This window comes from Salinispira pacifica, assembly GCF_000507245.1.
Classification (GTDB): Bacteria; Spirochaetota; Spirochaetia; order DSM-27196; family Salinispiraceae; genus Salinispira; species Salinispira pacifica.
The window spans coordinates 2,428,919-2,452,960 of sequence record NC_023035.1 but is presented as its reverse complement, the minus strand read 5'-3'; the positions used below and the strand labels follow the sequence as shown (position 1 = coordinate 2,452,960).

Below are 24,042 nucleotides of genomic sequence, written 5' to 3'. Positions count from 1 at the left end.
CATGGAGCGGCAATCGGTCTACAACAAGCTTGAATTCTATCCGGGCAATCCATATATGCCGTGGATTCAACAGGAAATCCTCAGGCGGATGAATTACTCTACCTGCTCAACAATTCAGGAATTTCATTACGCAGACTACGCCATCACCCCCCAGGGATTAATAAAACGGGGAGGCAGACAACTTCGCAAGGATGATCGTTTTAGAATTGATGATCGTAGCCGCTACATTCTCGGCTGGGATACCCGTGAAAAGATTCGCACGCTTGAAATGCGGATAGACGAACTCTCCGGACAGATTCAGGAGAATGAAGAACATCTGGAGCGATGTAAGTTTGATGACCGTAACCTCAGTGATATGCAGAAGGTCTGCAATAACCTGCTGTTTCTCGACAGTTTTAAAAATCTTGATATTAAACCTTTAACAGCACTGTATCAGGATAAGATTGACGAACGCCATAAGCTGGAAAACTCAAATGATATTTTAAAGGATCTGGAGCTGACCCGGGACCATCTCGAAAAAGCACTCGAACAATGTACCAATAATATCGCCGAAACAAACCGGCGAATCGGAGGGCTTACTGACCGATTGAATGAAACCAATGCACTCCTGGAGGATCTTGGGTCTGAACTCTCCCCCCTTCAAAGCTATAAGAGCGAGATATTGGCAGGAGGTAAGCTGCTGCAACAGGAGGCTGGAATACTCCCCGCGGTACGGACGGAGAATGAGATCCACAAGCATATCGATGAACTCTTTGCCTGGAACAAACTCAGGATGAAAAAATCTGCTGAGAAGGTACGGGAAATTGAACAAAAGCTTGTGGGATCAATGAGCAACCTGGGCGGCAAACTCTACCCCGCAGATATGAGGGAGTTTGGAAATACCATAAACAGTCTGGATGAATATCGTCTGTATTATGAACACCTTATTCAGGATGATCTTCCCCAGTTTAAGACCCGCTTCAAGCGAATGCTCAATCAAGAAACAGTACAGAGTATCGTACAATTCCGCCAACACCTGGAGTTTGTCCGTGAGCAGATGGAAAAAGGCATTCGGGACGTCAATTGGAGTATGAAAGAGATCAACTTCTCAGATGGACGCTATCTGGAACTTATTGCCAGGAATAATCCCGATATGGTCATTCGAGAGTTTAAATCCGAACTGCGATCCTGCACCGAAGACTCCTCAGGTTCCGGGGAAGATGATGTATTTTCTGAAGCCCGTTTTGTTCAGGTGAAGAAGCTTATTGAACGCTTCAGGAATGAGAGTCGCTGGACAAGTAAGGTCTGTGATGTACGTAATTGGATGGTCTTTCAGATTTCTGAAAAACAACGTAAGGACGACCTGGAGGTAGCACGCTATTCCGACAGTAACCGGAAGTCGGGCGGTGAAAAGGAAAAACTTGCCTACACCATTCTGGCAGCGTCACTGGCATATCAATTTGGTTTGAAACTGGGAGAGACCCGAAGCGACAGCTTCCGCTTTGTAATGATAGACGAGGCATTCCATAAGGCAAGTTCGGACTCCACTCATTACGGTATGGAGCTATTTAAACTGTTTAATCTTCAATTGCTTCTTGTCACGCCCAACAAGGATATCCCGATAATCGAACAGTATGTATCTACAGTAGGCTTGACCCATAAGAATGAGTCAAGCCATTCCATGCTCTACACCACTGATATTGAAACCTTCATTGAAAAACGCAACACTGTTGAAGCCGGTAAAACCGTATGAACCAGGAACTATTCAGGGCTATCGCCAGAAGTTATGAATCTGGCTCAGCTTTTCAGGATATGTATTCTGACTCGGTTTACCCACTTCAGATCGTCCTCAAGCGGCCTTTCCCCTTATCTCAGATTGCCAGACGCATGGATGAGTTTCTCCGGTGGAAACACGAAATTGAGGAAGATTGCGGGAGATTCTCCCTCTCTCTCAACTACCGGGAGGAGGGCAGCAGAGCTTACGGGAGACAGCGGATACCGGAATCTGTTCTCATCTCTGATGCTGGAACACATGCTGATATTCTTGGCCGCAGTACAGAATATTCCCGGGTTAGGTCAATTTTGGAGCAAATAGACAGGGAAGCTCCGGAGCTTTTGCGATGGGACGGCGAAAACTATCCTGTACTTCTTGAAATAGCACCTGATCTGGATGCATTGCTCTGTGTATACCGCTGGCGGGTTAATCATCCTGATCAGACCCCGTTTTTAAGAGAGTTGCACCTTCATGGGGTCCATACCAAACTGATAGAAAAGCACAAACGGGTATTGGCCGCATGGTTCAGAATCGGAATGGATCCTGAATGGCTTGAACAGCGGAAGCATTTCAAAGATTTTCCGAGGCGATACGGATTTGCCCGGGAGAGACGAAGGTTCAGATTCCGTTTCTTACACCCCGATGATTCGCCATTGCAAGGCATTCTCGACTTCGAAATATTTCTTCACGAAATGAAGGACAATCTCCTCAAACACATACAGAACATCATCATCATAGAAAATCATCTCAGCTTTCTCTGTCTCGAACCACGGAATGGAGTATTGGCCATCGATGGTATGGGATATGCCGCAGTCGATCTGGTAAAACAGGATTGGATAAGTAGTAAAACAATTCTGTATTTCGGTGACTGCGATGCCCATGGCCTGGATATTCTCTCCCGGCTGCGAGCCGTGCGACCGGATATCATATCGGTATGTATGTCTGTAAGTACCTTTCAAGATTTTTTCAGCTTCGCTACCATAGATTCAACCCCCGCCATTCCGCTTCCTGAGCACCTGAATAGTGATGAGGTTCGACTGTTTACGAATCTTCATGAGAATTCACTGAAAGGTAATCCAAACAGACTGGAGCAGGAACGAATTTCCATTCAGTATGTGATGAGTGAGATGGATTTAAAGTTGGCTGATCCGTCTTAAAGAGCAGGAGTAAACCGCCCCGGCTTTACCGGATTGGAATTCTCCGGTTTTGTAGACATCAAAAAACCACCTATTCAAATTTCTTCACATCACTCTGATCGCATCTGCCTCCCTTTGATTAGAGCCCCATAAATTAGAGCAATTACTCATCTTTCAATTGTAAAACCAGAGACTCTCCTGGCGCGGCAAAGACGTCTGATCAATAAAAGATTGACTTTTACGAGTAAGAAAAATTATCGAAAACCTGTTTCTACTGAAAATCGTAAGCTGATGCGTAAAATACGTCTGATATTCCACTCTGGGGATTTCGGGGAAGCAGTGCCTAAATCCCCACTCCAATGGAATAAAATACGGGACGAGATTCGGAGCTCGAAATTGAAACACGTACCAAACTGTGAATAGAGGATTCCTTCTGATCAAGGATTTTGATTTAATCCATCCACTGTTGAAGTGTTCAGAGCTTGATTTCTTGGGCAGGGCAGAATTCTTTCTATCTATTCACGCTGCTTCTACATTGTTAATAGGTTCTTTCCAACTCTTTATGTTTTTATGCAAAATATTTTCCAGATGGAGAAATTATTTTATTGAATGTACATAATGCACGTTACCAGTTAAATTGACTTAGAAATAATTATCAACTTATAAGCATAAATGATAATTTATACTAAATTCATTGAGAGGTCGCTTTCATGATTATTTTTGGCGTAATAGTATGGATAATTTTTACAGTTCTTGTAGCCAAAGTTGCTGGAGAAAGGAATCGTAGTGTAGGTGGATGGGTATTCATCTCCTTCTTCATTAGCCCTCTGATAGCGATTTTTGTACTTGCTGTATTGGGAAAAGCAAAAACTTCACCGAGCAAAAGCAAAAGTTACACTTCCAGCCCAAAGGAACATTTTTATGGAGATCAGAAGATGTATCCTAATGCTCATAAGAATACTGCCTCTGGAGGCAATCCTAAATATTGCAAGAAATGTCAGACAACAAATGAACCAACTGCTTTATCATGCAAAGGCTGTGGCGAGTTCCTGTAAACACAAAGCATTTTAATTTGTGGAATTGCTCTGATTTTGAAGACAGCAATTAACCTCCTATTCGAAGGTACATTCATGTCTTAGTTAGTCTGGGATATGCACAAGAAATTTATTCTATTTCGTTTCGATGCTTTATTTGGTACTTGAAACAATTGGTATTAACGCTTGACGATAGTAACGTTAAGCGATAATATCTTTTGATGATCGAATCGTTCATTGACAAAGAAACCTAGAAAATCTGGAATGAGACATACTCAAAGCGATTTCCTCGGGATATTCAGCGAACGGGCCTGAGAAAACTGATAATAATCCACAGGGCGAAAGATCTGAACGATTTGAGAGTTACCCCCGGGAAATCGTTTGGAGCAACTCTCAGGAAACCGGAAAGGGCAGTATAGCATCCGAATCAACGATCAGTATCGCATCTGCTTTCGATGGGAGAATGGTTCGGCTAGCGATGTCGAGATAACCGACTATCATTAGGGGCCTGGTCGGTCGCGTTGCGACCTGCTCGGCCATGCATCCGTGCCTGGTCGGTCGCGTTGCGACCTGCTACTCGCCATGTTCCTCGTCCTTATGGACTGCGGTACACGGCTGTTTCGCTCTGTCGGGATTGTTCCTCGCTGCTTTGCAGTTGCGGTACAAACCGATTAGCGATCATAGGAGAAAACATGGATTCAATACCACTTATCACACCTGGTGAAATACTTTTTGAAGAGTTTCTACAACCCATGGAGATAACAGCATACCGCCTCGCCAAGGATATTAACGTACCCGCAACACGGATTTCTCAGGTACTCAAAGGTAATCGGAAGATCACCGCAGATACTGCTCTGCGCCTGGCGAAGTATTTTGGGAACTCCGCTGATTTCTGGCTGGGCATTCAGGATGAATACGACCTAAGGCGAGAACGGAAAAAGATTGCCGGGGAGCTTGAGAAGATACCGCCTGTAGTTAAATCGTGAATCTCCTCCACGGGTATATACACCCTATACTCCATACACCTGCAAAATTATTTCATATAAAGGCATAGATGTGAATAGTTTGCCACTATAACTGAGTTTAACAGATGCCTACGAAACTGGGGAATTCACCTTCCAGTCGCCAGACTTCCTGTCTGGTTCCTTCCGGGCGTCTCGTCGCCTGCCGCGCCCGTCCGGGGCGCTTGTCCCCGCTATTCGCTCGGCGGCTCCTCGCTTCGAGTCGCGCTTCAGTAGAGGTCCATAAAAAAAGCCGATCTTTTCAGATCGACTTTTTTTATGGACGCGTCCAGCACGACTGTCATCGCGTTCCTCACATCGGCTATTTGCCGCTGCGGTACGCAATTTACTCGAACGTGCGACCTATTCGGGATCGGTCCTCAGCCCTTCGGGCTTCCGGTTCGACCCGATGTACGGCTTAGAAGGCTCGAAGGCAAAATTTTGGTTGGTTATAGTAGCTTTTATAAAGCTTTGTATTGTAATAATTTAGAAAAATATGTATCAGTTGGCCGTAGGTCGAAATTTCGATTAATTCCAGGTCTTGAGCATCAATTTGGTCACACTTTTGGTCACATTTTCTGAAGGAAAATTTGGCCGTAGGTCGTTTTTATGGGTATTGGGCAAGGATACGCTTTCTTTCCAGACCAACACTTTTTCCGGGAGCGATGTTGATATTGGTCCCTATTCAGGAAATGATGCGAATTGACGTCCCGGCTATTACCGAGGATCTGAATGGACAGATTCTGTGCGAAGTGACCGCATGCGACTTCAGCTTGCAGGTTTGGAATGTATTACTGCAATTTAGAACCGGTGAAATTATGCAATTTTAGTCCGGTGGTGACACGAATAGAGAGTAAGAGTACCCGTGAGTAATTCCCGGATGGAAACACTCTTCGATAAGGCGATTGATTGACAGAATGGCGGGATGGGGTTGGATTTATTGGTTCTATAGCGGATTATTGTCAACCCAGTTCTATGCTAAAGGATCGAGAGTTGCCCGGTCATGGGACATACCTTGGTATGGAAAGTTCTTTAACTGGTGTATAGTCTCTATTATTTCAAGTTAATGTATATGGGATAAAGCTGCTCCGTAATCTTATTCACAACGGTAGCGAATCCGATCTCTTCAGCCTTGATTCTTTTCAGAAATCAGTTCCAGAGCTGCTGGTTTCTGGGATCTGAGCTGAAAGCATCCTGGAAGATTGCAGGCGCTTCCGGGAGGATAGTTCGTCTTGTGTTGATGGTTAGCCGGATCGCCTCTTCCAAGATAGCCTGGTCAATCCTGTGGTTTGTCAGGATATCATAGATGTCATAAAAGTCTTTCATCCTGCTGTTGCGGGCATCAAGAACAATCATGGCATCAAACTTCTCGGCAATCACCGATTCCAGAGAGTAGGCAGATATTTTTATCGGATCTGTTTCCAGTAGAGCCGGATACTCCATTTGTACCGGTCCAGGATAGATTGTGTCACCAAATCCGATGTCGAGTTTCAGGTTTGTTCTGATCGATCCGAGCCTGCAGAGTACCTTTAACTGCTGCCCATGGTAGTCTGCTCCTTCGATTATTTCCTGGAGCTTCAAGGAATCGGTATCAAATACAAGGCCATCTGCTGCTTCTATAGAGAGGATTTCGGTCAGGATGGAGCGGAATTTGTCTTCTCCGCTTGGTATGTTTATGCCCAGCAGATCAAGATCCATTGTCGGTCTGCTTGTAAAGCCGGAGATAGAATAGAGAAGCAGACCACCTTTCAGACAAAATGATTCGGAGTACTTTGATTTTCCTATCCTGCGGAGAATACCCTCTTGCATGTACAATCGCGTGATCAACACATAATCTTTCTTTTCTTTCCGGGCGAGGTTGCGAAGGCGAGCCTTTACAGAGTCAGTGATATTGTTCATAGGAGAACATCCAGGTATTGGTTGAGGACAGTTTCAATCCTTAGTTTCCGGGCATAACGGTTTAGAGTATTGAGATCGCGATGATCACTCTGTATATATCCTCCAAGGACTTCCTTCATGATGTCGATGCCGATCTTGTTTCTGAACCTTATAGCATCGCACACGGCTCTCTCCCTGTTGTATATTGGTATATAATGCCCGGAGTCTGTTTTAATCTCTGTTTGACCAAGGGTGAAAATATCCTCAGATACATGGTATAGCTGGATAGGAGGATAATCTGGAAGTAGAATCTTTCTTCCCCGGAGCAGGGCAATATGTATTTCAGGCGGATTCCAGGTTGTCAACTCGTAGTAGGCCAGAGCTGTACCCATACAGATAATTCCATCCGGAACGGTAAGAAGTGCTTCATGGAGAGTCGCAGCATCATCGAGTTCAGTGAGGCTGTAAAGGCCGTGTTTGATTTTTAGTATAGTGCCATCATCTACGAGCTCCTGGAGGTACTTATGATGAAGGCCTTCGGATTTTATGTCTTGAGTTCTTGCGTAGCCTGACTGCTTTTCAAAGACTTGTAGAATCCTGTTTCTGGTTTCGTTGGTCATAGCGTGACATTATATACTACAAAAAGATGTATGTGTAGTAGTAAGTGTCATGACATATTAACCCGGCAGATGAAATGTTGGATGATAAGATCTACCACAGTACCAGCCAGAAGTGGTCGATTCTATCAGATGTTGCTTGCCGGATAGCACTTCGCAGATTTCCATGGAAGGTTGGCTTTCGACCCTTGGATTCCGTGTCTGCGTATAAAGCATTTCACCTCTATTTTTCTGACCAGATAAGCAAAACTGATTCTGAAATTAATCTTCCGGCAGGTTTGACCCTTGGAGCGAAATCCACTCGTTTTCCGATTCAGCCAACTGAACCTTTTCGAACAGATAGAACAAATAGCTGTGTAGATCAAGACCACTCCGACATTTGTCAACATAGATGTCACATGGTCCTTCGGTCTTTGATATAAATTATGCGACTTCCTGTTCCTTTTTTTCCTGCTTGTGGAGTATCACCTGTCGATCATTCAACAAGTTCCTCGTTCCCCGAACAAAACGTTCCGGGAATTTTTCGCAAGCCTTATTCAAACATTTCTGGCGCTGTCTCAGGATTACTACATCTTCTCCGCCATGACGCTGAGCCGGAGTCACATAACCGATACCCGAATGCTGGTGCCGGTTATTGTACCAATCGATGAAGTCGGCGAACCATGTCCTTGAATGCTCTATACCCTCAAAGTGTCTGGGGTATTTCACATGGCCTTTCATGGATCCAAAAAATGATTCAATGAAAGGATTTTCGTTGCTGACTCTCGGGCGATTGTAGGTCATGTTTATCTGCAGCATTGTTAAAAATGCTACGAGACTTAAGCCTTTCATGGGGCCACCATTGTCGGCGTGAACGAACTTCGGCTGCCGTTTTTGGCCATTGATAGTTCGGCGAAAAAGCGCCTCAGCCAACTCGGGACTTTCTTCAATTTCTACAGTCCAACCGACAATCTTTCGGGATAAGCTGAGCCCTTTGTCCAGACCAAAATCTGATAAGTTTTACGTGGAGCCTTATTAGGCTGCTGATCTCCATTCCTGATCCGGAATCTGAAATGATTCATACTTTTCATCAGGAACCTGATAGTCCAAAGACTGGTGGTATCGCTTGGTATTGTAGAAGTGGAAATAGCGGTGTAACCCGTCTCGCAGAGCGGTCATGCTTTCATAACCTTTGATGTAAATGTCTTCGTACTTTAATGTCCTCCAAAGCCGTTCAATATAAATATTATCCAGTGCACGACCTTTGCCGTCCATGCTGATTTCAATTTGATGATCCTTGAGGATCTGTATAAATGAATCCGATGTAAACTGGCTACCCTGATCTGTGTTAAAGATCGCTGGAACGCCATATTTTTCCAGAGCTTCGAGCAAAGCCTCATTGCAGAAATCAACCTTCATGCTGTTGCTCAGTCTCCAACTCAAAACTTTCCGGGAATACAGGTCAATAATCGCTACCAAATACACCATCCCTCCGGGTAATCTGAGTAGAGTAAGAGACAGGGCGTAGTCGAACTATCTCCCTGCCTCTCCTCCCCAAACCGGACGTGCACCTTTCAGCGCATCCGGCTTTCCATTTAGATCGGGCTAATAGCCCTCGCAACTTGATCATACGTTGAGCTCACAGTATTTCGTTCTTCTTCTCGTGGCAGGTATGGATTAACTTCAGGATTTCTCCAGCGGAATTGCTTCTTCGGACTGGTAACCAGCCGACGAAGGTCTATGCCCTGGATTTTGCCATTTGGATTTGCTCCATAGAGAATCCATGTTTTGGCTTTACCCGGTGCAGGACTCCGTATTCCTCGCCTTGCAAGACTCTTGATTGATGTCCGATACTTCCGCGCCAGCCAATGTGCCAGCTTCCAAAATACAACTCTATCAATTCGGCGATAGACGTACGATGTATAATCAGTAAACTGATAGAAATTCGCCCAGCCTGCAAGTTTCCGGTTCAATCGTTCCACCATAGCGATTTTATTCTCGCTATAATTTCCCGACAGTTCCTGTGCTATTGAGCGGGCAAATGCTTTCGCTTTCTGGTGCGGAATTGTTGTGACTGGACGTTTGATGCCTCGCGGGCCTCGCTTGCGGATAATTCTATGACCAAGAAACACAAAGCCGTCATCCACATGGGTAATATGGGTCTTCTCCATGTTCAAGGTCAGATGTAGCGTATCTTCAAGAAATGAGCGTGCTTGCTCCCTAATCAATTCTGCATGCTGTCGATTGCCCTTTACTTGTATCACAAAGTCATCAGCATACCGGCAATAGGTGACTGCCGGCAGCCATTCTCGGCCTTCCCGCACTGCGATTGGGCGTTGAATCTTGATTGTGTTATTCCAATACCAGCGGCCTTTCCGTGCTTTCTTGCTCAGATAAAGCTGATCCAGCCACCAGTCGAACTCATTTAGCATGATATTGGACAGTAGTGGAGAGAGTACTCCACCCTGAGGAACTCCTTCGCTCGCAGCCTTGAAGAGATCTTTGTCGATATGCCCAGCCTTGAGAAACCGCCACAGCAGTGCGGTAAAGCGCTTATCCTTGATCCTCCTGCGCACGCATTTCATAAGAAGTCTGTGATGAACCGTATCAAAATAGCTTGATAGATCGCCTTCGATGATCCACCTTCCAACCGTTTCAACTCCATCCTGAAGCTGAAACTTTACTGTTCGAATTGCATGATGTACACTTCGTTCAGGTCTGAAGCCGTAGGATAGTCTGTGAAAGTCACTTTCCCATATCGGCTCCATCGCCATCAGCATTGCTCGCTGTACAATTCGATCTCTTAGTGTAGGTATTCCCAAAGGTCGTAACTTGCCGTTTGGTTTTGGAATATATACGCGCTTTGCTGGGAGAGGCTGGTATTCTCCTGACAAAAGATCATCTCTGATGTCCTCTAAATAGGGCCTCCTGAAAAAAACCCTATGCTGCCATATTACCATACCCCAATACCACGGGGAAATGAGACTTCGGAATTTTTCGGCTGCGTAGCATAGCTATGATAAAGACGTAAAAAAGATCCATGCGAATCTTTTCCAGGTTCATCACCAGCATGATCATGGCCACCTGCGATTCACTGGTCTCAGAAAGCTTTGTCATTAATCGACCCATTGAGTACCGTCGTTTTGCTCTACCGAATGTCCCTTCAACGGCGATTCTATCCAGCTCATCCTGACGGGCCAGCTTCTTTCGTTCCCGATTTTCTCCACGATCTTTCGGTGGACGACCCAGTGGTGGACCAGATAATCTGATTCCCCGTTTCTTGCACCAATTTCGGTTGTCCCTGGTGCGGTAAATCTGATCGGCGTGTATTGATTCCGGATACACGCCATATCTCTGTTTGTAATTTTCAGCCTGCATGTCTAAATCACCAGACTCGTTGTATGGATCCCATGAAAATCGGTCGATAAACATGTACCCGTTAATATTGGCGGATGAAATCTTCATGCCGAACTCAACCGGGGTACCGGCTTTTCCCCTGACTATGGGGCGAATATGGGGTTGGGATATGCTCACGATCCGGCCTGACATTCGATGATCTTTGTTTTCATACATCAGGGCCTGCTGGCGAAAGACTTCTGAGATCACCAGCAGATTCCGGTACTGTTTCCGTGACAGGATTTTCAAACTGACACCTGCTGCTAATTGCTCTATGTGCCGGAGATTACGGCGTATGTACCCCAGCTGCTTGCGTATTGCCTTGCGAATCTTGTTCTTGCTCGCTTTGCGCTTTTTGATGACAGCCAAAAAATCCTTTCGCGCCCTTTGCCGGTATGTTCGGGGTTTTGTCGCGCCCTTGGGCCGTTCTGCGTGAATAACGTCTATGATGGTTTCCAGTTTTTCCCGGCTCTCATTTAAAAGCGAAAGATCGGTGGGATAGCGAATATCACCGGGCACACAGGTAGCATCAATCAGAAGCTTTCCGCTGTTTTCTACCTCAGAATTTTCTTCTTTTTCAGCTTCCGTATCATCTTCAGTTTTTTTTTACGTTCTTCGGCAATAATCAATTCATTTGCGTGAGTGATCATGTCCATGCTGATTCGCTTTCTGAAATGCACCATCCCGGATGCACGGCCGGGCAACGAGCGTAGCGAGTGACCAGGCATGGATGGATCAAAAGGAGCCTCATCCTGGTACCCCTGCATTCCGATGAGATATTGCAGGTAAGGCGTCTCACGAATCTGCTCCACGGTTTCCTCATCTGTAATTCCTAATTTTTCCTTTATAATCAGGGCACCCAGAGCTGTCCGAAACTGTATTGCCGGAGCGCCTTGCCCGCTTTCGATAGCAAACTGTGAGGCGTATTCTGCTTCTAAATCTTCCCAGGGAATTAAATCAGCAAGCTGTACCCAGCGGTTATTGGGGTTCAGTTTGCCTCCAAATGGGAGATAGAAATCTTCAAATGAAAGCTGCGTTTTGTCCTCAGTTCTATACACAATCCCTCCCGCCAAGAAAACAGGTGCAAGGGTTTTTGCCTGGTTTTCGCAAAAACCGTGCACTTCATGCACAAATTCTAGCAGTATTTCATTTATATGTATAGGGTTAAGGTTTTTTCAGGAGGCCCTAATATAACCATGAAGCAATCGGTAAGACTTTGCAGATCGGCTCGACTCCATATACATTCCGGTGCGTGTCTATAAACTCAACTATTTCTTGTGTGGGCGGTCGAGCTCCGTCTTCGCGAAATATCCGGCAGCCAGGCGTAATATTTCATTGGCTTTTTTGAGCTCTCGAACTTCCCGCTCAAAATCTTCTATTCTTTTCTTTTCGCCGGTAGTGATGCCTTCCCGACTACCATTATCTTTCTCAGCCTGTCGCACCCAACGCCGCAGAGTCTCTGCAGTACAGCCTATCTTTTCAGCTATCGACTCTATAGCGGCCCACTGCGAATCATATTCATCCTTGGCGGCGAATACCATCCGGATTGCCCGCTCCCTTACTTCCTCAGAAAACCTGCTGTTTTTCCTTACCATGACTCCATCCTCTCACAAGATTTTATCTCCGGTAAAGCCGGGGCGGTTCAAGTTCCAACGGATAACTTTGGAAGATAAGACCGTGACTCCAATATCAACTCTGCGAGAAGATCAGAAAACCATACTCAAGGCTTTGGGACCATCATTTGAAAAATACTATTTCTTGCTCTGAGACGTCCGAAAAGTGGGGAAGTGCATAAATCTTTTTCATTTTTCTTTCTCTTTTTGTTTTATTCGTACATGACATTTCATATAACGTTTCAAGTTTACCAGAAGTTGCCGTCGGGAGCCTGCGACCAGAGGCAATTCGGGTGGAGCCGCAGGCGTAACCTGGTAAACTCTGTTATTGGATGTGCCCAACCGTCTGGTTCCAGGTATTCCAGGGAAACACTGATATTTCCCTGGAATCGTTTTTCTGCTCAAAAAATAAATCGACTAAAGGGGCAGAAGAATGCCAAGACAAAAGGTAAAAACCCAAAAGGTCAAGCCGATTGATATATCAATCGGCCGTCCTCGCAATGCGGAAGCCGCTACCGGGACTCTCTTCGCCCGGGTAGTAGTAGGACCAGGCGCCAACCTGCAGGCCGCCGGCAGAACTGCCACAACTCCCGCCAAGAAGCCCGCGTTGACGAGACCCGCTCTTAGTAAAACACCACTCCGCCACATTGCCACTCATATCGTATAAGCCCAGTGCATTGGCTGTTTTGCTTTTTACCACTGCAGTAGATAACCCGGAATTGCCGCGATACACAGCATAATCCCCGATTACCGTGGACATACCAAGATCTCCCAAGATACTCCCGTCATCAAAACATGCACCACTTTCGTCTCCGCTTGCGTGGTCCCCGTAGGTCCAGTCAGTCCCGTTACGGTACCGCGCCGCAAGTTCATACTCATTTCTAGACAGCAGGCGGAAGCCTTTCGCGGTAGAGCTCTCAACTGCTGCCTCGCAGGCAGTGGCATCACGGGAATCCCTTATTATCGAGCCCCCGTAACTGTAGACGTGATCATAGCTTGTTCCGTTCTGCGCATTGTACCATTCCGTAAGCGCGTTGCACCATACCATGGCATCACGCCAGTTTACCGTGGTCACCGGGTGCTGGTTCGTCCCAATGGGACCAGATTTTAAATCTCCGCCCTGGCGACCAGCATTAGCAAAACCATATATCTTCGCCCCTCTTGCCTTGCTTGTCGCCCAAGTGTATACCGTATCCCAAAGCTCGTAAGTCACCTCGGTCTCTCCTATCCAATATGCGTTATCTACAGTTGCACTTCCGTCGTCATTGACACCCGTGGGAAAGGTCATACCCCCGGGGACGTAGGACATGACGAAGGATACACCGCCGGCCGTGTAGGTTTCTGTGTCACCGGCAGAAAGCGGTGTCGCAGACGCAGGAAACACAGCTGTCATCATCAAAACAACTGCAATCACTTCAAAAAAAGGGAATGACCTTTTCATTTTTTACTCCTAATAAGTAGTAATTTTATATTCAAGGCGGCCACAGATAGCCGCTTCGTACTCCTTGTAAAGTACAGACGTGGCATTTCCCGCTAATTCTCCGACAAAATATTAAGTCTACCACGAAGTAGTAGATTTTGCGAAGCCCGAGTGAAACGAGCATATATTGTCAGTTATAGGAAGTTCATGATTCAAAACGTATAAAGCTGAAAATAATAGTAAGCGTCAAAGCCCTACTCGATATTCCAAGGCAACAGCGAAATCCAGTCGTTTTCCGATGCAGCCAGAGGAGCCTTTTCGAGCAGCTTGAGCAAATAGCGGTGAGGATCGAGACCATTCGCTTTTGCTGTTTCAATAAGGAAGTACATGGTGCTTGAACTTTCTGCTCGTGGGCGATTCTTACGAAGCAGCTGCCGTAGGCAGCGACCAACCCCGGGCAAGCCACATATATGACTTGGAAGTATTATCTCCGCCTACTTCTTTCATCACTTGAGCGGTGGTTTCATCCCGGATGCCTGGCCGGGCAGTAATCCGAAGGATTACGACCAGGCCATATGCACGACCTGGCCGGTTTTTATGTGTGTTTTGAACTGCCTGATAAGCTGCTTGATCCGCTTATATACCGAATTCTGCCAGTGACTCATGTTTTGCCGGGAAATATGGATGCCGATACGCTCAAACCGGCTTTCCTGCCGGTAGTAGGGCAGATGATCCACAAACTTGTTTACGATTACAAAAGCAAGAAGTGCGGGGGTAGCAATGCTTTTATCGATAATTGCCGGCTGTACCGGTGCAATTCGGACGGCTGGCTTATCTTCATCGCCGGATCCTTCACACACATGATAGGAATATTTGGGTCGAATAATTCGCTCAACCACATCTTGGGGGGAATCACATGAAGTTTTTCAGAGACCTCTTCACCGATTTTTACCATCCGACTTCCGCTCCAAGGCAGAATATTTCGCTTGAAAGATCTATAATCATTCTGCTGCACCCAGAGCAGACAGAATATTTACAATCTGGTTCTGCGACGCACCTGCCGGAACAGAAATACTGATGTCACCTTTGCGGATTACTATCTCTGACTGCATCATCTGTGGTTGAAAATCTGTATTCGGATGTATGGCCACGAATCCCGGGAGTCCACCGGCATCCTGTGAGGCTAATTTCTTCTCTATTTTAATCCAGCTGTAGAAGGTGGTTGGTTTAATGCCATGGGTTTTGCAGTATTCGCTTCCGCTGATACCCTGCTGTTTCCAGGCTTCAAGATGCTGCAGATGCACTTCTCGGCTATACTTTTACATACACATTCCTCCGACTGGAGGCAATTGTATTTCAGACTGCTTACTTCAGGCAGGTGGGGTTACTTTGACGCTTATATTCCTTCATTCATCTTTCATCGGGACAAAATCCAACGGATCAATCGCTTTGGTCTCCAGCCAGGCGTCAATTTTCGAATCGCTGAAAAGCAGACCCTTCCCGACCTTATAATGTGGAATTTGGCGTTGAGAGGTATAAGCATAGATCGTTGATACCGGCATTTTCAGTTTTTAAGACAGCTCTTCGACGGTGAGCAGGGTATCCTTAGCCATGATCATCCTCCTTAAAAGCGGATGAATCAGCCTACCATAATAAATTTGCGATTTCCAAAAGTTAATTTTAACTTTTTTTAGGACAGCAGCTTCTCCTGCATCTCAATTATTTCGCTGAAGTTCATGAGCCGGGTGTAATTCTGAGTCATGCTTTTGGTAGCATGACCGGTCATCAGATCAGCGATTACTTCGGCAAATCCATGTTCGATCATCTGGGTGTTGAGGAAATGCCGCCAGGAGTGAAAATCAAGAAGACGTTCTTTCTGCTTTTCGACTGTGAGAACTTCATCGTTAATGCGCACTTTTTCTTCAATCTTGCGACGCATTTCTCTCAACGCAACTCTGCCTTCCATGGGTTTGTGCGAGGAGTACTCTGCAAAAAAGATAAAGGGTGAGTCGGGTTGTAGCTTCTCCCTGAAAGGTCGTATCGAAGCAAGTTCTTCAACCATCGATTCGGGGATAGGGACGAAGCGCCGTGAACAGTCGGTTTTCGTATGGTCGTTTAATTGACTGTCCTGCTGATCCCATGCCTTATAGATTGCTATTACTGTACAGTCAGGCACCTGTCCGCCGAGCATACGGTGATACATCTGTTGGATATCAGCGCTGGCCAGGGCCCTGGCTTCAATGTCGTCTGGAGACAGGATATCTTCATAGTTGAGGGCAAGTATCTCGCTGGCCCTCATACCGGTGATCATTGCAAGACGGTTCATGGTTCGGGCTCGCATATTGCCGTTCCAGTCATCATCGCGAAACAGTGATTTGGCTTGGCGACGGGTAAGGATGGTGCGTGTTCGATCCTGGATGCTTGCCCGCTTCAAGGTTGGAATCTTGTTGATGTACCCGTTTTCTTCAGCATATTCGAAAATTGCCTTGAGGCATGACAGATATTTATTTATAGAGTTGCCGGAGAGATTTTTCTTCATCAACACGTGTTTGAACTTTGAGATGTCAGCTGTAATGATTTCTTCAAGCTGCATTTCGCCGAAGTGGGGAAGTATGTGATTTTTCATCATCAGCTGTTTGCTTCGTAACTGGCGTTCTGATATTCGATGAAAATTTGCCATACATTCTTGATGATAGATTCCATCGATATCAAAAAAATTATGAGCGAGATGGCGAAAGCGTGAGCGTCTTGTAACTTTGCCGGCTCCAGCTTCGAGCTGCTGTTGGGCCCATGACTTGGCCGCCCGTTCATTGGTCTGGCCGCTGGATACCGGGCTGGTTCTGCTGCCGTCGGGTTTGCGGAAGCGAACGTAGTATTTTCGGCCCCGCTTGAACATTGTGTATGGCGCATAATTCATGTGTTACCACCGTTACATTGCTTTGGTAACAATATGGTAACAAACAAGAAAGCCAAAATCAAAGTTTGATTTTGGCTTTTTAAAGTCTTGTATATTAATGATTTAGCGCGTCCAGCACGACTCGAACGTGCGACCTACGGCTTAGAAGGCCGTTGCTCTATCCAGCTGAGCTATGGACGCAGGATGTATTATACACTGAGTATAACGCAAAAAATGCCGACCGGGTATCGGCATATGTAAGTCGGGGTGACTGGACTCGAACCAGCGATCTTCTGCTCCCAAAGCAGACGCCTTAGCCACTAGGCTACACCCCGTTGTGAAGCAGTAATATATCAGAGCCGGTGAATCCGGTCAATATAGGGCTTTTTTTTCATCCAAAGGATGTATTATGCTGTGGGGCGATTTTTATTCTGGATATTCGGTAGCTGTGTCAGGCAGCCGGGGGAGCATACAATGACAACGATTATCACCGGAGCCAACCGGGGTCTGGGCTTTGAAACTGCAAGGGTGCTGGCGTCGGATGAATCCCGGCGAGTACTCATGGCCGGCCGGCGCATGGACGAGCTTGCCGCAGCTGCCGAAACTCTGAGCAAAGAAACGGGCAACCATAACATTATCCCGGTGGAGCTGGATCTGGCATCCATGAAATCTGTCCGGGAATTTGTGAACCGCTTTTCCCGCTCGGGAATTGACGATCTGGAGAGCGTCATCTGTAATGCAGGGCTTTCTTTCCGCAGCAATGAAGAGCGCTCTGCAGATGGCATTGAAATGAGTTTTGCCGTGAACCATCTGGGCCATTTCCTGCTGGTGAACCTGCTGCTGCCGTACCTGCACGATGCCGGGAGCATCGTGATGGTTTCCAGTTCGGTGCACGATCCCGATGGCCGGGGAGGGCCTCTGAGCAAACCCCGCTACATCCGGGCTGAGTACCTTGCGTACCCTGAGCGCCAGCCCGAGCCGGCTCCGCTTAAGGACCGGGGTGCCGAGGCATACTCAACATCAAAACTCTGCAATATTCTGTTCACCTATGAGCTGGATAACAGGCTTAAGTCCGCAGGGCGCGGCGGAATACGGGTAAACGCCTACGATCCGGGGCTGATGGCAGGCACTGGTCTGGGGAGGGATGAAAAAGGTCTTATGCGTTTTATGTGGAATAGGGTGCTTCCGGGGATGAGCCGGCTGTTCGGATTCGGACGGACTACCCGGGAAGCCGCCCGGGAGCTTGCTGATCTTGTATGCGCAGAAGAATACGCAGGATCATCCGGTCTCTACTTCTCTGCCGGAAAGGAGACTGAAAGCTCCGGTGACTCATATACCCCCCATTTTGCCGCCGATTTATGGGAGTTCAGCGCCCGTATCAGCGGCATAAAGGAGATGTAGTCCTTCGCATGTGCCCCCTGCTCTCAGGTATGAATGCCGGGAGGGGGGCATAATGCAGTCTTACTGAAGAGGTTTGAATCCGTCAGCGACGCTTTTTTTGCGTTCGGCTTCGGCGATCCGGGGATCTTCCGGATCTTTGCCTTCATACAGTCCCTTTTCGCTGTTTTTCCGGATTTCTTCGTTTACGTTTTTAATTATTTCCTTGAACGCCTGGGCTGCCGGGCGGTCGGGGAACTGGGCCATGAATGGACGGCCCTGATCGCCGGCCACCACAATGCCCGGATCGATGGGTACGGATCCCAGGAATGGCACATCCACGGTTTCCGAGGCCTTCATACCTCCGCCCCGGCCGAAAATGTCGGTTACACCGCCGCAGTGGCTGCAGACGAAGCTGCTCATATTTTCGATAATCCCCAGAATAGGGATGTTGAGCTTGTCGGCAAAGGTCATGCTTTTCCGGCTGTCCAGGATTGATACGTCCTGGGGACTGGTAACAACCACGGCACCTTTCATCTGGGGGATCAGCTGGGCGGTGGTCAGGGCCTCATCGCCGGTACCCGGAGGAGTATCGATAATTAAGTAGTCCAGTTCTCCCCAGACAACATCTCCGAGAAACTGCCGGATAAGACCGATTTTCATGGGACCCCGCCAGATCAGTGCCTCGGCAGGATCGTATCCAACCAGAGCGATGCTTGCGGCATGAAAGTTGGGAAGAATTTCCACCGGTTCTATGGCTTCGGCTTCACCGGAAAAGTGACGGTCTTCAATGCCCAGCATTTTGGGGATATTCGGACCGTGGATATCAACATCCATAATCCCCACACTGTAGCCTTCATTCACCAGGCTGTGGGCCAGATTCACCGCCACAGTGCTTTTTCCCACACCGCCTTTGCCGCTGAGAACCGTAATTACATTCTTGATTTTCTTCAGATTGTCGTAAATGCGCACATCCTGCGCGTGCTTGTCGTTGGTACCGTGCATGCTTGTCTCCTTTATGGAGGCTCGTGAGAGAGATGAGTCATGGCCCCCGTCTGCCGGTCAGGCAGCTTTTATGAACGATAGTTCTTGATTATATCCGTCAAATGTATTGATATTTGAAACACTATGCAAGCACAGCACAGCCCGTCAAACAATGAAACCAATCCCAGTCTTCTCACTGATATTGCCGTTCAGGCCCACGAGATTCTCCGGGAAGAATATGATGAATACGCAACCATGCTGGAATACCGGAATGCCTGGGAACTTCTGGTTGCCGTATCCCTTTCAGCACAGACCACCGACGCCCAGGTGAACAAGGTCACTTCAGTGCTGTTTGCCCGATGGCCCGGCCCCGGAGATTTGGCCGACGCACCCATCGGCAATATTGAAGAGGTGGTGCACAGCACCGGCTTTTATCGGAATAAGGCGAAAAATATCAAAGCTGCAGGAGCGGTGATCCGGGATACCTTTAACAATACTGTTCCCGACAGCATAGAGGAATTGGTGAAGGTCCCGGGTATCGGCCGGAAATCCGCCGGGGTGATCCTGCACCATGTATTCGGCAAACCCGCCATCATTGTGGACACCCATTTCGGCAGAGTCTGTTCAAGAATCGGCATTCTCAGCTGCGATCCTGCCGAGAAAAAGCCCGACCCAATCAGAACCGAAAAGGAAATAGCGGAGATTCTTCCCCCCGAACGCTGGAGCAGTTTTTCCATGGTGGCCAATCTTCACGGCCGGCGCTACTGCACGTCCCGGAAACCGGATTGTTTCAACTGTCCTCTGCGGGAGATCTGCAGCTACCGCTATCTCTACGTTGAACCTGTCCAGCCGGGTGCGGCTTCGACCCAATCTGCAGAAGCGGCTTCGACCCCCTCTTCGGTCCCGGAGGACGGCACATGAGCGATACTGGCGGAAAGAACCAGTCAAATACTGTAAACCGCATATCGGATAATGAACGGCTCGGAGAACTGATCAGGGAGCAGGGGATTCAATACTGGGGTGTGTGTGATGCCGATGACGGCCCCCAAGACCTCAAAGCCGCCGCCGCCCGGGATTATCAGCATTGGATAGCCGAAGGCCGCCACGGCAGCATGCAGTTTCTTGAAGTTCACGAGCCCATGAAATTCGAACCGTCTGCCATCCTTCCGGGTACCCGCAGCATTATTTCTCTGGCATTGGGATATTTTCCCGGACGGAAACGGAGCCGGAGGAAGATAGATTCTGCCGCCGCTGAGGAGGCTGCAGGTGAAGGCGGCAGTGCTGAAGGCATCAGTGCTGAAGGCGGCCGGATATCGTTATATGCCCGGGGCAGGGACTATCATAAGGAGTTCGGTCGGCGGATTAAAAAGATCGCTGCCGCATTGAGCACAGAGTATCCCGGACACAATTTCAGGGCGTTTACCGATACTGCGCCGCTGCATGAGCGATTCTATGCGGAAAAGGCGGGGATGACGTTTACTGGACGAAACACCCTGAGCCTCCACCGTGAACTGGGCAGCTATTTTTTCCTGGGTGAAATTTTGAGTACCCGCCGTTTTGTGCCCACCGATGTCCAGCCGGAAGCCCGCTCCCATTGTCCCTCGGGGTGCACCCGCTGTGTGGATGTGTGTCCCACAGCTGCGTTGGAGGCTCCGTACCGGATCAATGCTTCAACCTGCATTTCCTATCTCACCATCGAGCATAAGGGCATGATTGATCCCGGGCTGATGGAGAAGATGGGCACGTGGATATTCGGCTGCGATCTCTGCCAGGACGTCTGCCCTTTCAATATCAGAGCGAAAATTACTGATGTGGAAAATTTCCTCAATCCGATTACTGCCGGAGATGTTGAGCTGAAATCTATTCTGGAGCTGAAGGATCATGAGGAGTTCACGGCGATGTTTGCGGGAACTCCGGTAATGAGAGCGGGGCGGGTGGGAATGATCAGAAACGCAATTATTGCTGCTGCCAACGGTGGGCGAACGGATCTTCTTCCGCTGATTCTGGAACGCTGCAGCGACGGAGATGAGATTATTTCCGGCACGGCGAAGTGGGCGGCGGCTCGGTTGACTGACGGGGCTGCGGGGAAAATCTGATTCATGTAATAGTCATGGAAAATATAGATTTGTACGGGGGTGTGGGAAGTCGGAGCTATAAAAAAGGCTCCCCGGATAATTTGACCACCTGGTCACATTTGAGGGAGGTCCGTTTTTTCGGATTCGGATCCCCGCCACACTGTATTTCAAGTTTGACCACCTGGTCACATTAACAAGGGTACCTGTCTTTCCGGACACCACTCTCCTTACCGTCGTAGACCAGCAGCCCCGGCGAGCCCCCCCAATAGCGCTGTGCCCCCCCCCGCACACACAGCCCGCACCAAGTATCAGGGTTTTCTGAACATTCTGAAAGCCAGTGTGAATTCAACCTCTTTCTTCATCTCCGGATTTTTTCTTCCCATCTCATCGGTCCAGGCTTCTTCAAGCCGGCTCATGGCAGCCTCCAGAGGTCGCTTCCCTCCATCACCTTCCTGTTCCTCAATCATCCTGCGGATGGGGGACCAGGTTAAGATGTAGGAACGGTACTCATCCAGATTCCAACGGATTTTCATATCAGGTTTTTCGAAGGCGAGCTCGGGGTATGGAAAGCTGATATCAGCATATTCGTGCCACAAAAGCTCATTTCTTGGCGACCAGCGCTGACTCATCAGGGGAACAATATGTTCTTCCATCACCTGACTGATTCGGGCATCAACGCTGTGGCGATAATATCCCCAAACGGCCAGAATGCCTTCGGATTTCAGCACTCTGTGGCACTCCTTGAAAAAGGCCGGATGATCAAACCAGTGAAATGCCTGGGCTACGCAGACTGCATCGAAACAGCCGTCGGGGTAGGGGCTGTGCTCGGAAGAAGCTGTCCGGAATTCTACGTTTTCAAGTTTCGGAGCATGAGATATCTGCGCTTCGCTGATATCGCTGGCGTCCACGTGAGCGAAGTGGGCAATAAGTCCCCGGGCCGCCTGTCCGTTTCCGCATGCGCAGTCCCAGACCCGATCGTTGGACGGGGCTGCATCGGCGATGAGGCGGAATATTTCTGAAGGGTAATCCGGCCGCGTCAGAGAGTAATCTCTGGCATTGTGATGGAAGCTGGCAACCTGTGGATCTTCTGATACCGGGGCCATCAGATCACCTTCCGGTGCAGGTATTGGTGAAAGTCTGATATGCGTTCAAGACCGTTCTCTTCCATGTAGGAGCGAATACCTTCAAGCACTTCGGTACCTGCATCGGGGTTTACAAAATTTATGGTGCCAAGCTGAATTGCGCTTGCCCCCGCCAGCAGATACTGAATTGCTTCGTCCGCAGTGGATATTCCCCCCAGACCGATCACCGGGATATTCACTGCCCGGGCAACCCGATAGGTCGCCGCCAGCCCTACCGGAAAAATTGCCGGCCCGGAGAGTCCCCCAGTTTCGGAGGCCAGAACCGGACGCTTTGTCCGGGTGTCGATGAGCATTCCCACCAGGGTGTTGATACAGCTTACCGCGTCGGCTCCACCGGCCTCGGCAGCCCGGGCGATTTCAGTTATGTCTGTGACATTGGGGCTGAGTTTGATAATCAGGGCTTTGTCGGTAGCCTTTCTCAGGGTTTTGGCAACCAGTTCCACCTGTTCAGGGTCTGTCCCCAGAGCCATACCTCCGCATTTCACGTTGGGACAGCTCAAGTTTACCTCGTAACCCGCCAGGGGGGCATGTTCTTCCAGGTATTCCAGTGTTTCCAGATAATCTTCCAGCATGGTTCCCGCCAGATTGACTATCACCGAGGTTTTGTAGCTTTTCAGTCCGGGATATTTTTCTGTCACAAAGCGCCGGCTGCCCACGTTGGCCAGGCCGATTGAATTCAGCATGCCCGATCTGGTTTCCACAATTCGGGGGATCATATTCCCCGGTCTGGGTTCCAGGGTAACCGCCTTGGTGTACAGTGCTCCCAGAGCATCAATCTCTATTAGCTCCTCGTATTCGCTGCCGTATCCGAAGGTACCGCTTGCCACCCCCACAGGGTTTGCCATGGTCAGAGGACCGATGTTCACGCTCAGATCTTTTACCATTTGATATACCCCCCGGAAAAAATCGGGCCTTCAGAGCACACCCTGGCGTAGCGCTTCTCATCATTCACTTCCACCACACAGCCCATGCAGGCTCCAACTGCGCAGCCCATGGTCTGTTCCATGCTTACCCAGGCAGGTGCATTCCGCAGTTCCGCCCATTTCACAGCGGCATGCATCATCACATGGGGGCCGCAGCTGTACACCTCCAGCTCCTCCTCTGGGGAAAACCGTGACTCCAGCGCCTGGATGATATTTCCATGGAAGGGCGGGGGCAACTCATCCGACAGCCGTGATCCGTCATCGGTGGCAAGTATGAGCTCAGCTTTTCCATTGCCGGTCGGGCTTTCACCTGCCGGCTGGAGAAATTCCTGAAGACTGGATACGGGTATCAGCCCGGCATGTCTGGCGCCCAGGGCGAGAATTGGATTCCGGCCGTCCGCAATCAGCCGCCGGGCAAAGAAAAACAGGGGCCCCATGCCGATACCCCCGGCAATAAGGAGGGGCCTTCGGGATGTCCGGGGCATGGGCCAACTGTTGCCCAGAGGACTGAGAACATCCAGGTGTTCGCCAGGGCGTTTGCCGGTAAGAATTGTGGTGGCGTGCCCCCGTTTCTGATAGATGATGCCCGCCGTACCGGCCTCCGACCCCGCTTTGACGGCCCGGCTGTTTGCCTCATTCGTGTATGAGGAAAAGGCAAAGGGGCGCCGCAGAAGAGGCTGGCTGCTCTCGTCCACTCTGAGTGTGAGAAATTGCCCCGGAAGGGGGCTCTGGCCTTCCATCCGGAATATCAATTCGTAATATCCCGATGCAATTTCCCGGTTTTCTAATATGTTCCCGTGTATATGCTCCATCGGCTA

General features: G+C 48.6%; 23 protein-coding genes, 2 tRNA genes, 2 pseudogenes and 1 other annotated feature. Of the genes and pseudogenes, 8 read left to right on the top strand and 19 right to left on the bottom strand.

Annotation, left to right across the window (positions count from 1 at the left end; genetic code table 11):
* Positions 1-88 precede the first annotated feature (88 nt).
* From L21SP2_RS10820 to L21SP2_RS10805, 5 genes are all read left to right on the top strand, one after another.
* Entirely contained in the window at positions 89-1,732 is a 1,644-nt protein-coding gene (locus tag L21SP2_RS10820) for an SbcC/MukB-like Walker B domain-containing protein (RefSeq protein ID WP_169730469.1), read from the top strand.
* Positions 1,729-2,910 carry a DUF3322 domain-containing protein gene (locus L21SP2_RS10815; protein ID WP_024268545.1) on the top strand — a complete coding sequence of 394 codons (1,182 nt, stop codon included), beginning with the start codon at positions 1,729-1,731 and terminating at the stop codon, positions 2,908-2,910. Before L21SP2_RS10820 ends, L21SP2_RS10815 begins: the two co-directional genes overlap by 4 nt.
* Before the next feature lie 689 nt (positions 2,911-3,599).
* Positions 3,600-3,944, top strand: a complete 345-nt coding sequence (locus L21SP2_RS18425) for a hypothetical protein (protein WP_041401506.1) — start codon at positions 3,600-3,602, stop codon at positions 3,942-3,944.
* Positions 3,945-4,304: 360 nt separating this feature from the next.
* Positions 4,305-4,427 (top strand): type II toxin-antitoxin system RelE/ParE family toxin, encoded by a 123-nt coding sequence (locus tag L21SP2_RS19145; protein ID WP_341871928.1) that lies wholly within the window; start codon positions 4,305-4,307, stop codon positions 4,425-4,427.
* A gap of 188 nt (positions 4,428-4,615) precedes the next feature.
* Positions 4,616-4,909, top strand: a complete 294-nt coding sequence (locus tag L21SP2_RS10805) for a HigA family addiction module antitoxin (protein WP_024268544.1) — start codon at positions 4,616-4,618, stop codon at positions 4,907-4,909.
* Positions 4,910-6,073: 1,164 nt separating this feature from the next.
* Here the strand turns inward: L21SP2_RS10805 and L21SP2_RS10800 are convergent.
* The 15 genes and pseudogenes from L21SP2_RS10800 to L21SP2_RS10735 all read right to left on the bottom strand — a co-directional run bounded on the left by L21SP2_RS10800 (position 6,074) and on the right by L21SP2_RS10735 (position 17,058).
* On the bottom strand, positions 6,074-6,823 hold the full coding sequence (locus L21SP2_RS10800; RefSeq protein WP_024268543.1) for a nucleotidyl transferase AbiEii/AbiGii toxin family protein: 750 nt from the start codon (positions 6,821-6,823) through the stop codon (positions 6,074-6,076).
* The gene (locus tag L21SP2_RS10795) at positions 6,820-7,422 is read right to left on the bottom strand and encodes a type IV toxin-antitoxin system AbiEi family antitoxin domain-containing protein (RefSeq protein WP_041401504.1); all 603 of its coding nucleotides are present in this window, start codon (positions 7,420-7,422) and stop codon (positions 6,820-6,822) included. Before L21SP2_RS10795 ends, L21SP2_RS10800 begins: the two co-directional genes overlap by 4 nt.
* Positions 7,423-7,842: 420 nt before the next feature.
* Positions 7,843-8,331 carry an integrase core domain-containing protein gene (locus L21SP2_RS10790; protein WP_053335680.1) on the bottom strand — a complete coding sequence of 163 codons (489 nt, stop codon included), beginning with the start codon at positions 8,329-8,331 and terminating at the stop codon, positions 7,843-7,845.
* Between the two features lie 102 nt (positions 8,332-8,433).
* The gene (locus L21SP2_RS10785) at positions 8,434-8,919 is read right to left on the bottom strand and encodes an IS3 family transposase (protein ID WP_280113290.1); all 486 of its coding nucleotides are present in this window, start codon (positions 8,917-8,919) and stop codon (positions 8,434-8,436) included.
* Between the two features lie 74 nt (positions 8,920-8,993).
* The gene (gene ltrA / locus L21SP2_RS10780) at positions 8,994-10,358 is read right to left on the bottom strand and encodes a group II intron reverse transcriptase/maturase (protein WP_024268540.1); all 1,365 of its coding nucleotides are present in this window, start codon (positions 10,356-10,358) and stop codon (positions 8,994-8,996) included.
* Positions 10,339-11,852 (bottom strand): IS5 family transposase gene (locus L21SP2_RS10775; RefSeq protein ID WP_425277197.1). Its coding sequence is split into 2 segments (ribosomal slippage): positions 10,339-11,400 and positions 11,403-11,852, totalling 1,512 coding nucleotides; the frame shifts between segments, so codons are not numbered across the junction. The genes ltrA and L21SP2_RS10775 overlap by 20 nt, the downstream gene beginning before the upstream one ends.
* Before the next feature lie 130 nt (positions 11,853-11,982).
* Positions 11,983-12,389 (bottom strand): annotated as a pseudogene (locus L21SP2_RS10770) (transposase); the annotation flags it as partial.
* Positions 11,992-12,108: a sequence feature (AL1L pseudoknot), on the bottom strand. (Overlaps the previous pseudogene by 117 nt.)
* Before the next feature lie 499 nt (positions 12,390-12,888).
* Positions 12,889-13,848: a formylglycine-generating enzyme family protein gene (locus L21SP2_RS17340; RefSeq protein ID WP_024268538.1), complete on the bottom strand. Its 960-nt coding sequence runs from the start codon at positions 13,846-13,848 to the stop codon at positions 12,889-12,891.
* Between the two features lie 233 nt (positions 13,849-14,081).
* Positions 14,082-14,216 (bottom strand): transposase domain-containing protein, encoded by a 135-nt coding sequence (locus tag L21SP2_RS18095; protein WP_024268537.1) that lies wholly within the window; start codon positions 14,214-14,216, stop codon positions 14,082-14,084.
* 171 nt (positions 14,217-14,387) lie between these two features.
* Positions 14,388-14,726, bottom strand: a complete 339-nt coding sequence (locus L21SP2_RS10760) for an IS66 family transposase (RefSeq protein ID WP_024268536.1) — start codon at positions 14,724-14,726, stop codon at positions 14,388-14,390.
* 102 nt (positions 14,727-14,828) lie between these two features.
* Positions 14,829-15,134 (bottom strand): annotated as a pseudogene (gene tnpA, locus L21SP2_RS10755) (IS66 family insertion sequence element accessory protein TnpA); the annotation flags it as partial.
* A 99-nt stretch (positions 15,135-15,233) separates the two neighbouring features.
* Complete coding sequence (locus L21SP2_RS19270) at positions 15,234-15,389, bottom strand: helix-turn-helix domain-containing protein (RefSeq protein WP_081719587.1); 156 nt, start codon at positions 15,387-15,389, stop codon at positions 15,234-15,236.
* A 128-nt stretch (positions 15,390-15,517) separates the two neighbouring features.
* Complete coding sequence (locus L21SP2_RS10745; protein WP_081719586.1) at positions 15,518-16,744, bottom strand: tyrosine-type recombinase/integrase; 1,227 nt, start codon at positions 16,742-16,744, stop codon at positions 15,518-15,520.
* Positions 16,745-16,850: 106 nt separating this feature from the next.
* Positions 16,851-16,924 (bottom strand) — tRNA-Arg (locus tag L21SP2_RS10740).
* Positions 16,925-16,985: 61 nt separating this feature from the next.
* A tRNA-Pro gene (locus L21SP2_RS10735) sits at positions 16,986-17,058 on the bottom strand.
* A 139-nt stretch (positions 17,059-17,197) separates the two neighbouring features.
* Here L21SP2_RS10735 and L21SP2_RS10730 point away from each other — a divergent pair.
* A complete protein-coding gene (locus tag L21SP2_RS10730) occupies positions 17,198-18,124 on the top strand; it encodes an SDR family NAD(P)-dependent oxidoreductase (protein ID WP_024268533.1) in 927 nt (308 codons plus the stop codon).
* 60 nt (positions 18,125-18,184) lie between these two features.
* On the opposite strand, the gene L21SP2_RS10725 is transcribed toward L21SP2_RS10730, so the two are convergent.
* Positions 18,185-19,105 carry an Mrp/NBP35 family ATP-binding protein gene (locus L21SP2_RS10725; protein WP_024268532.1) on the bottom strand — a complete coding sequence of 307 codons (921 nt, stop codon included), beginning with the start codon at positions 19,103-19,105 and terminating at the stop codon, positions 18,185-18,187.
* A 123-nt stretch (positions 19,106-19,228) separates the two neighbouring features.
* Here L21SP2_RS10725 and L21SP2_RS10720 point away from each other — a divergent pair, with 123 nt between their 5' ends.
* Entirely contained in the window at positions 19,229-20,005 is a 777-nt protein-coding gene (locus L21SP2_RS10720; protein ID WP_024268531.1) for an endonuclease III domain-containing protein, read from the top strand.
* The gene (gene queG, locus L21SP2_RS17335; RefSeq protein ID WP_024268530.1) at positions 20,002-21,180 is read left to right on the top strand and encodes a tRNA epoxyqueuosine(34) reductase QueG; all 1,179 of its coding nucleotides are present in this window, start codon (positions 20,002-20,004) and stop codon (positions 21,178-21,180) included. Before L21SP2_RS10720 ends, queG begins: the two co-directional genes overlap by 4 nt.
* 287 nt (positions 21,181-21,467) lie before the next feature.
* On the opposite strand, the gene L21SP2_RS10710 is transcribed toward queG, so the two are convergent.
* Genes L21SP2_RS10710 through L21SP2_RS10700 form a run of 3 tightly spaced genes read right to left on the bottom strand, consistent with a single transcriptional unit; the run spans position 21,468 to position 24,036 of the window.
* Positions 21,468-22,262: a class I SAM-dependent methyltransferase gene (locus L21SP2_RS10710; protein ID WP_024268529.1), complete on the bottom strand. Its 795-nt coding sequence runs from the start codon at positions 22,260-22,262 to the stop codon at positions 21,468-21,470.
* Positions 22,262-23,185 (bottom strand): dihydroorotate dehydrogenase, encoded by a 924-nt coding sequence (locus L21SP2_RS10705; protein ID WP_024268528.1) that lies wholly within the window; start codon positions 23,183-23,185, stop codon positions 22,262-22,264. The genes L21SP2_RS10710 and L21SP2_RS10705 overlap by 1 nt, the downstream gene beginning before the upstream one ends.
* Positions 23,179-24,036 carry a dihydroorotate dehydrogenase electron transfer subunit gene (locus tag L21SP2_RS10700; protein ID WP_024268527.1) on the bottom strand — a complete coding sequence of 286 codons (858 nt, stop codon included), beginning with the start codon at positions 24,034-24,036 and terminating at the stop codon, positions 23,179-23,181. The genes L21SP2_RS10705 and L21SP2_RS10700 overlap by 7 nt, the downstream gene beginning before the upstream one ends.
* Positions 24,037-24,042: the final 6 nt, after the last annotated feature.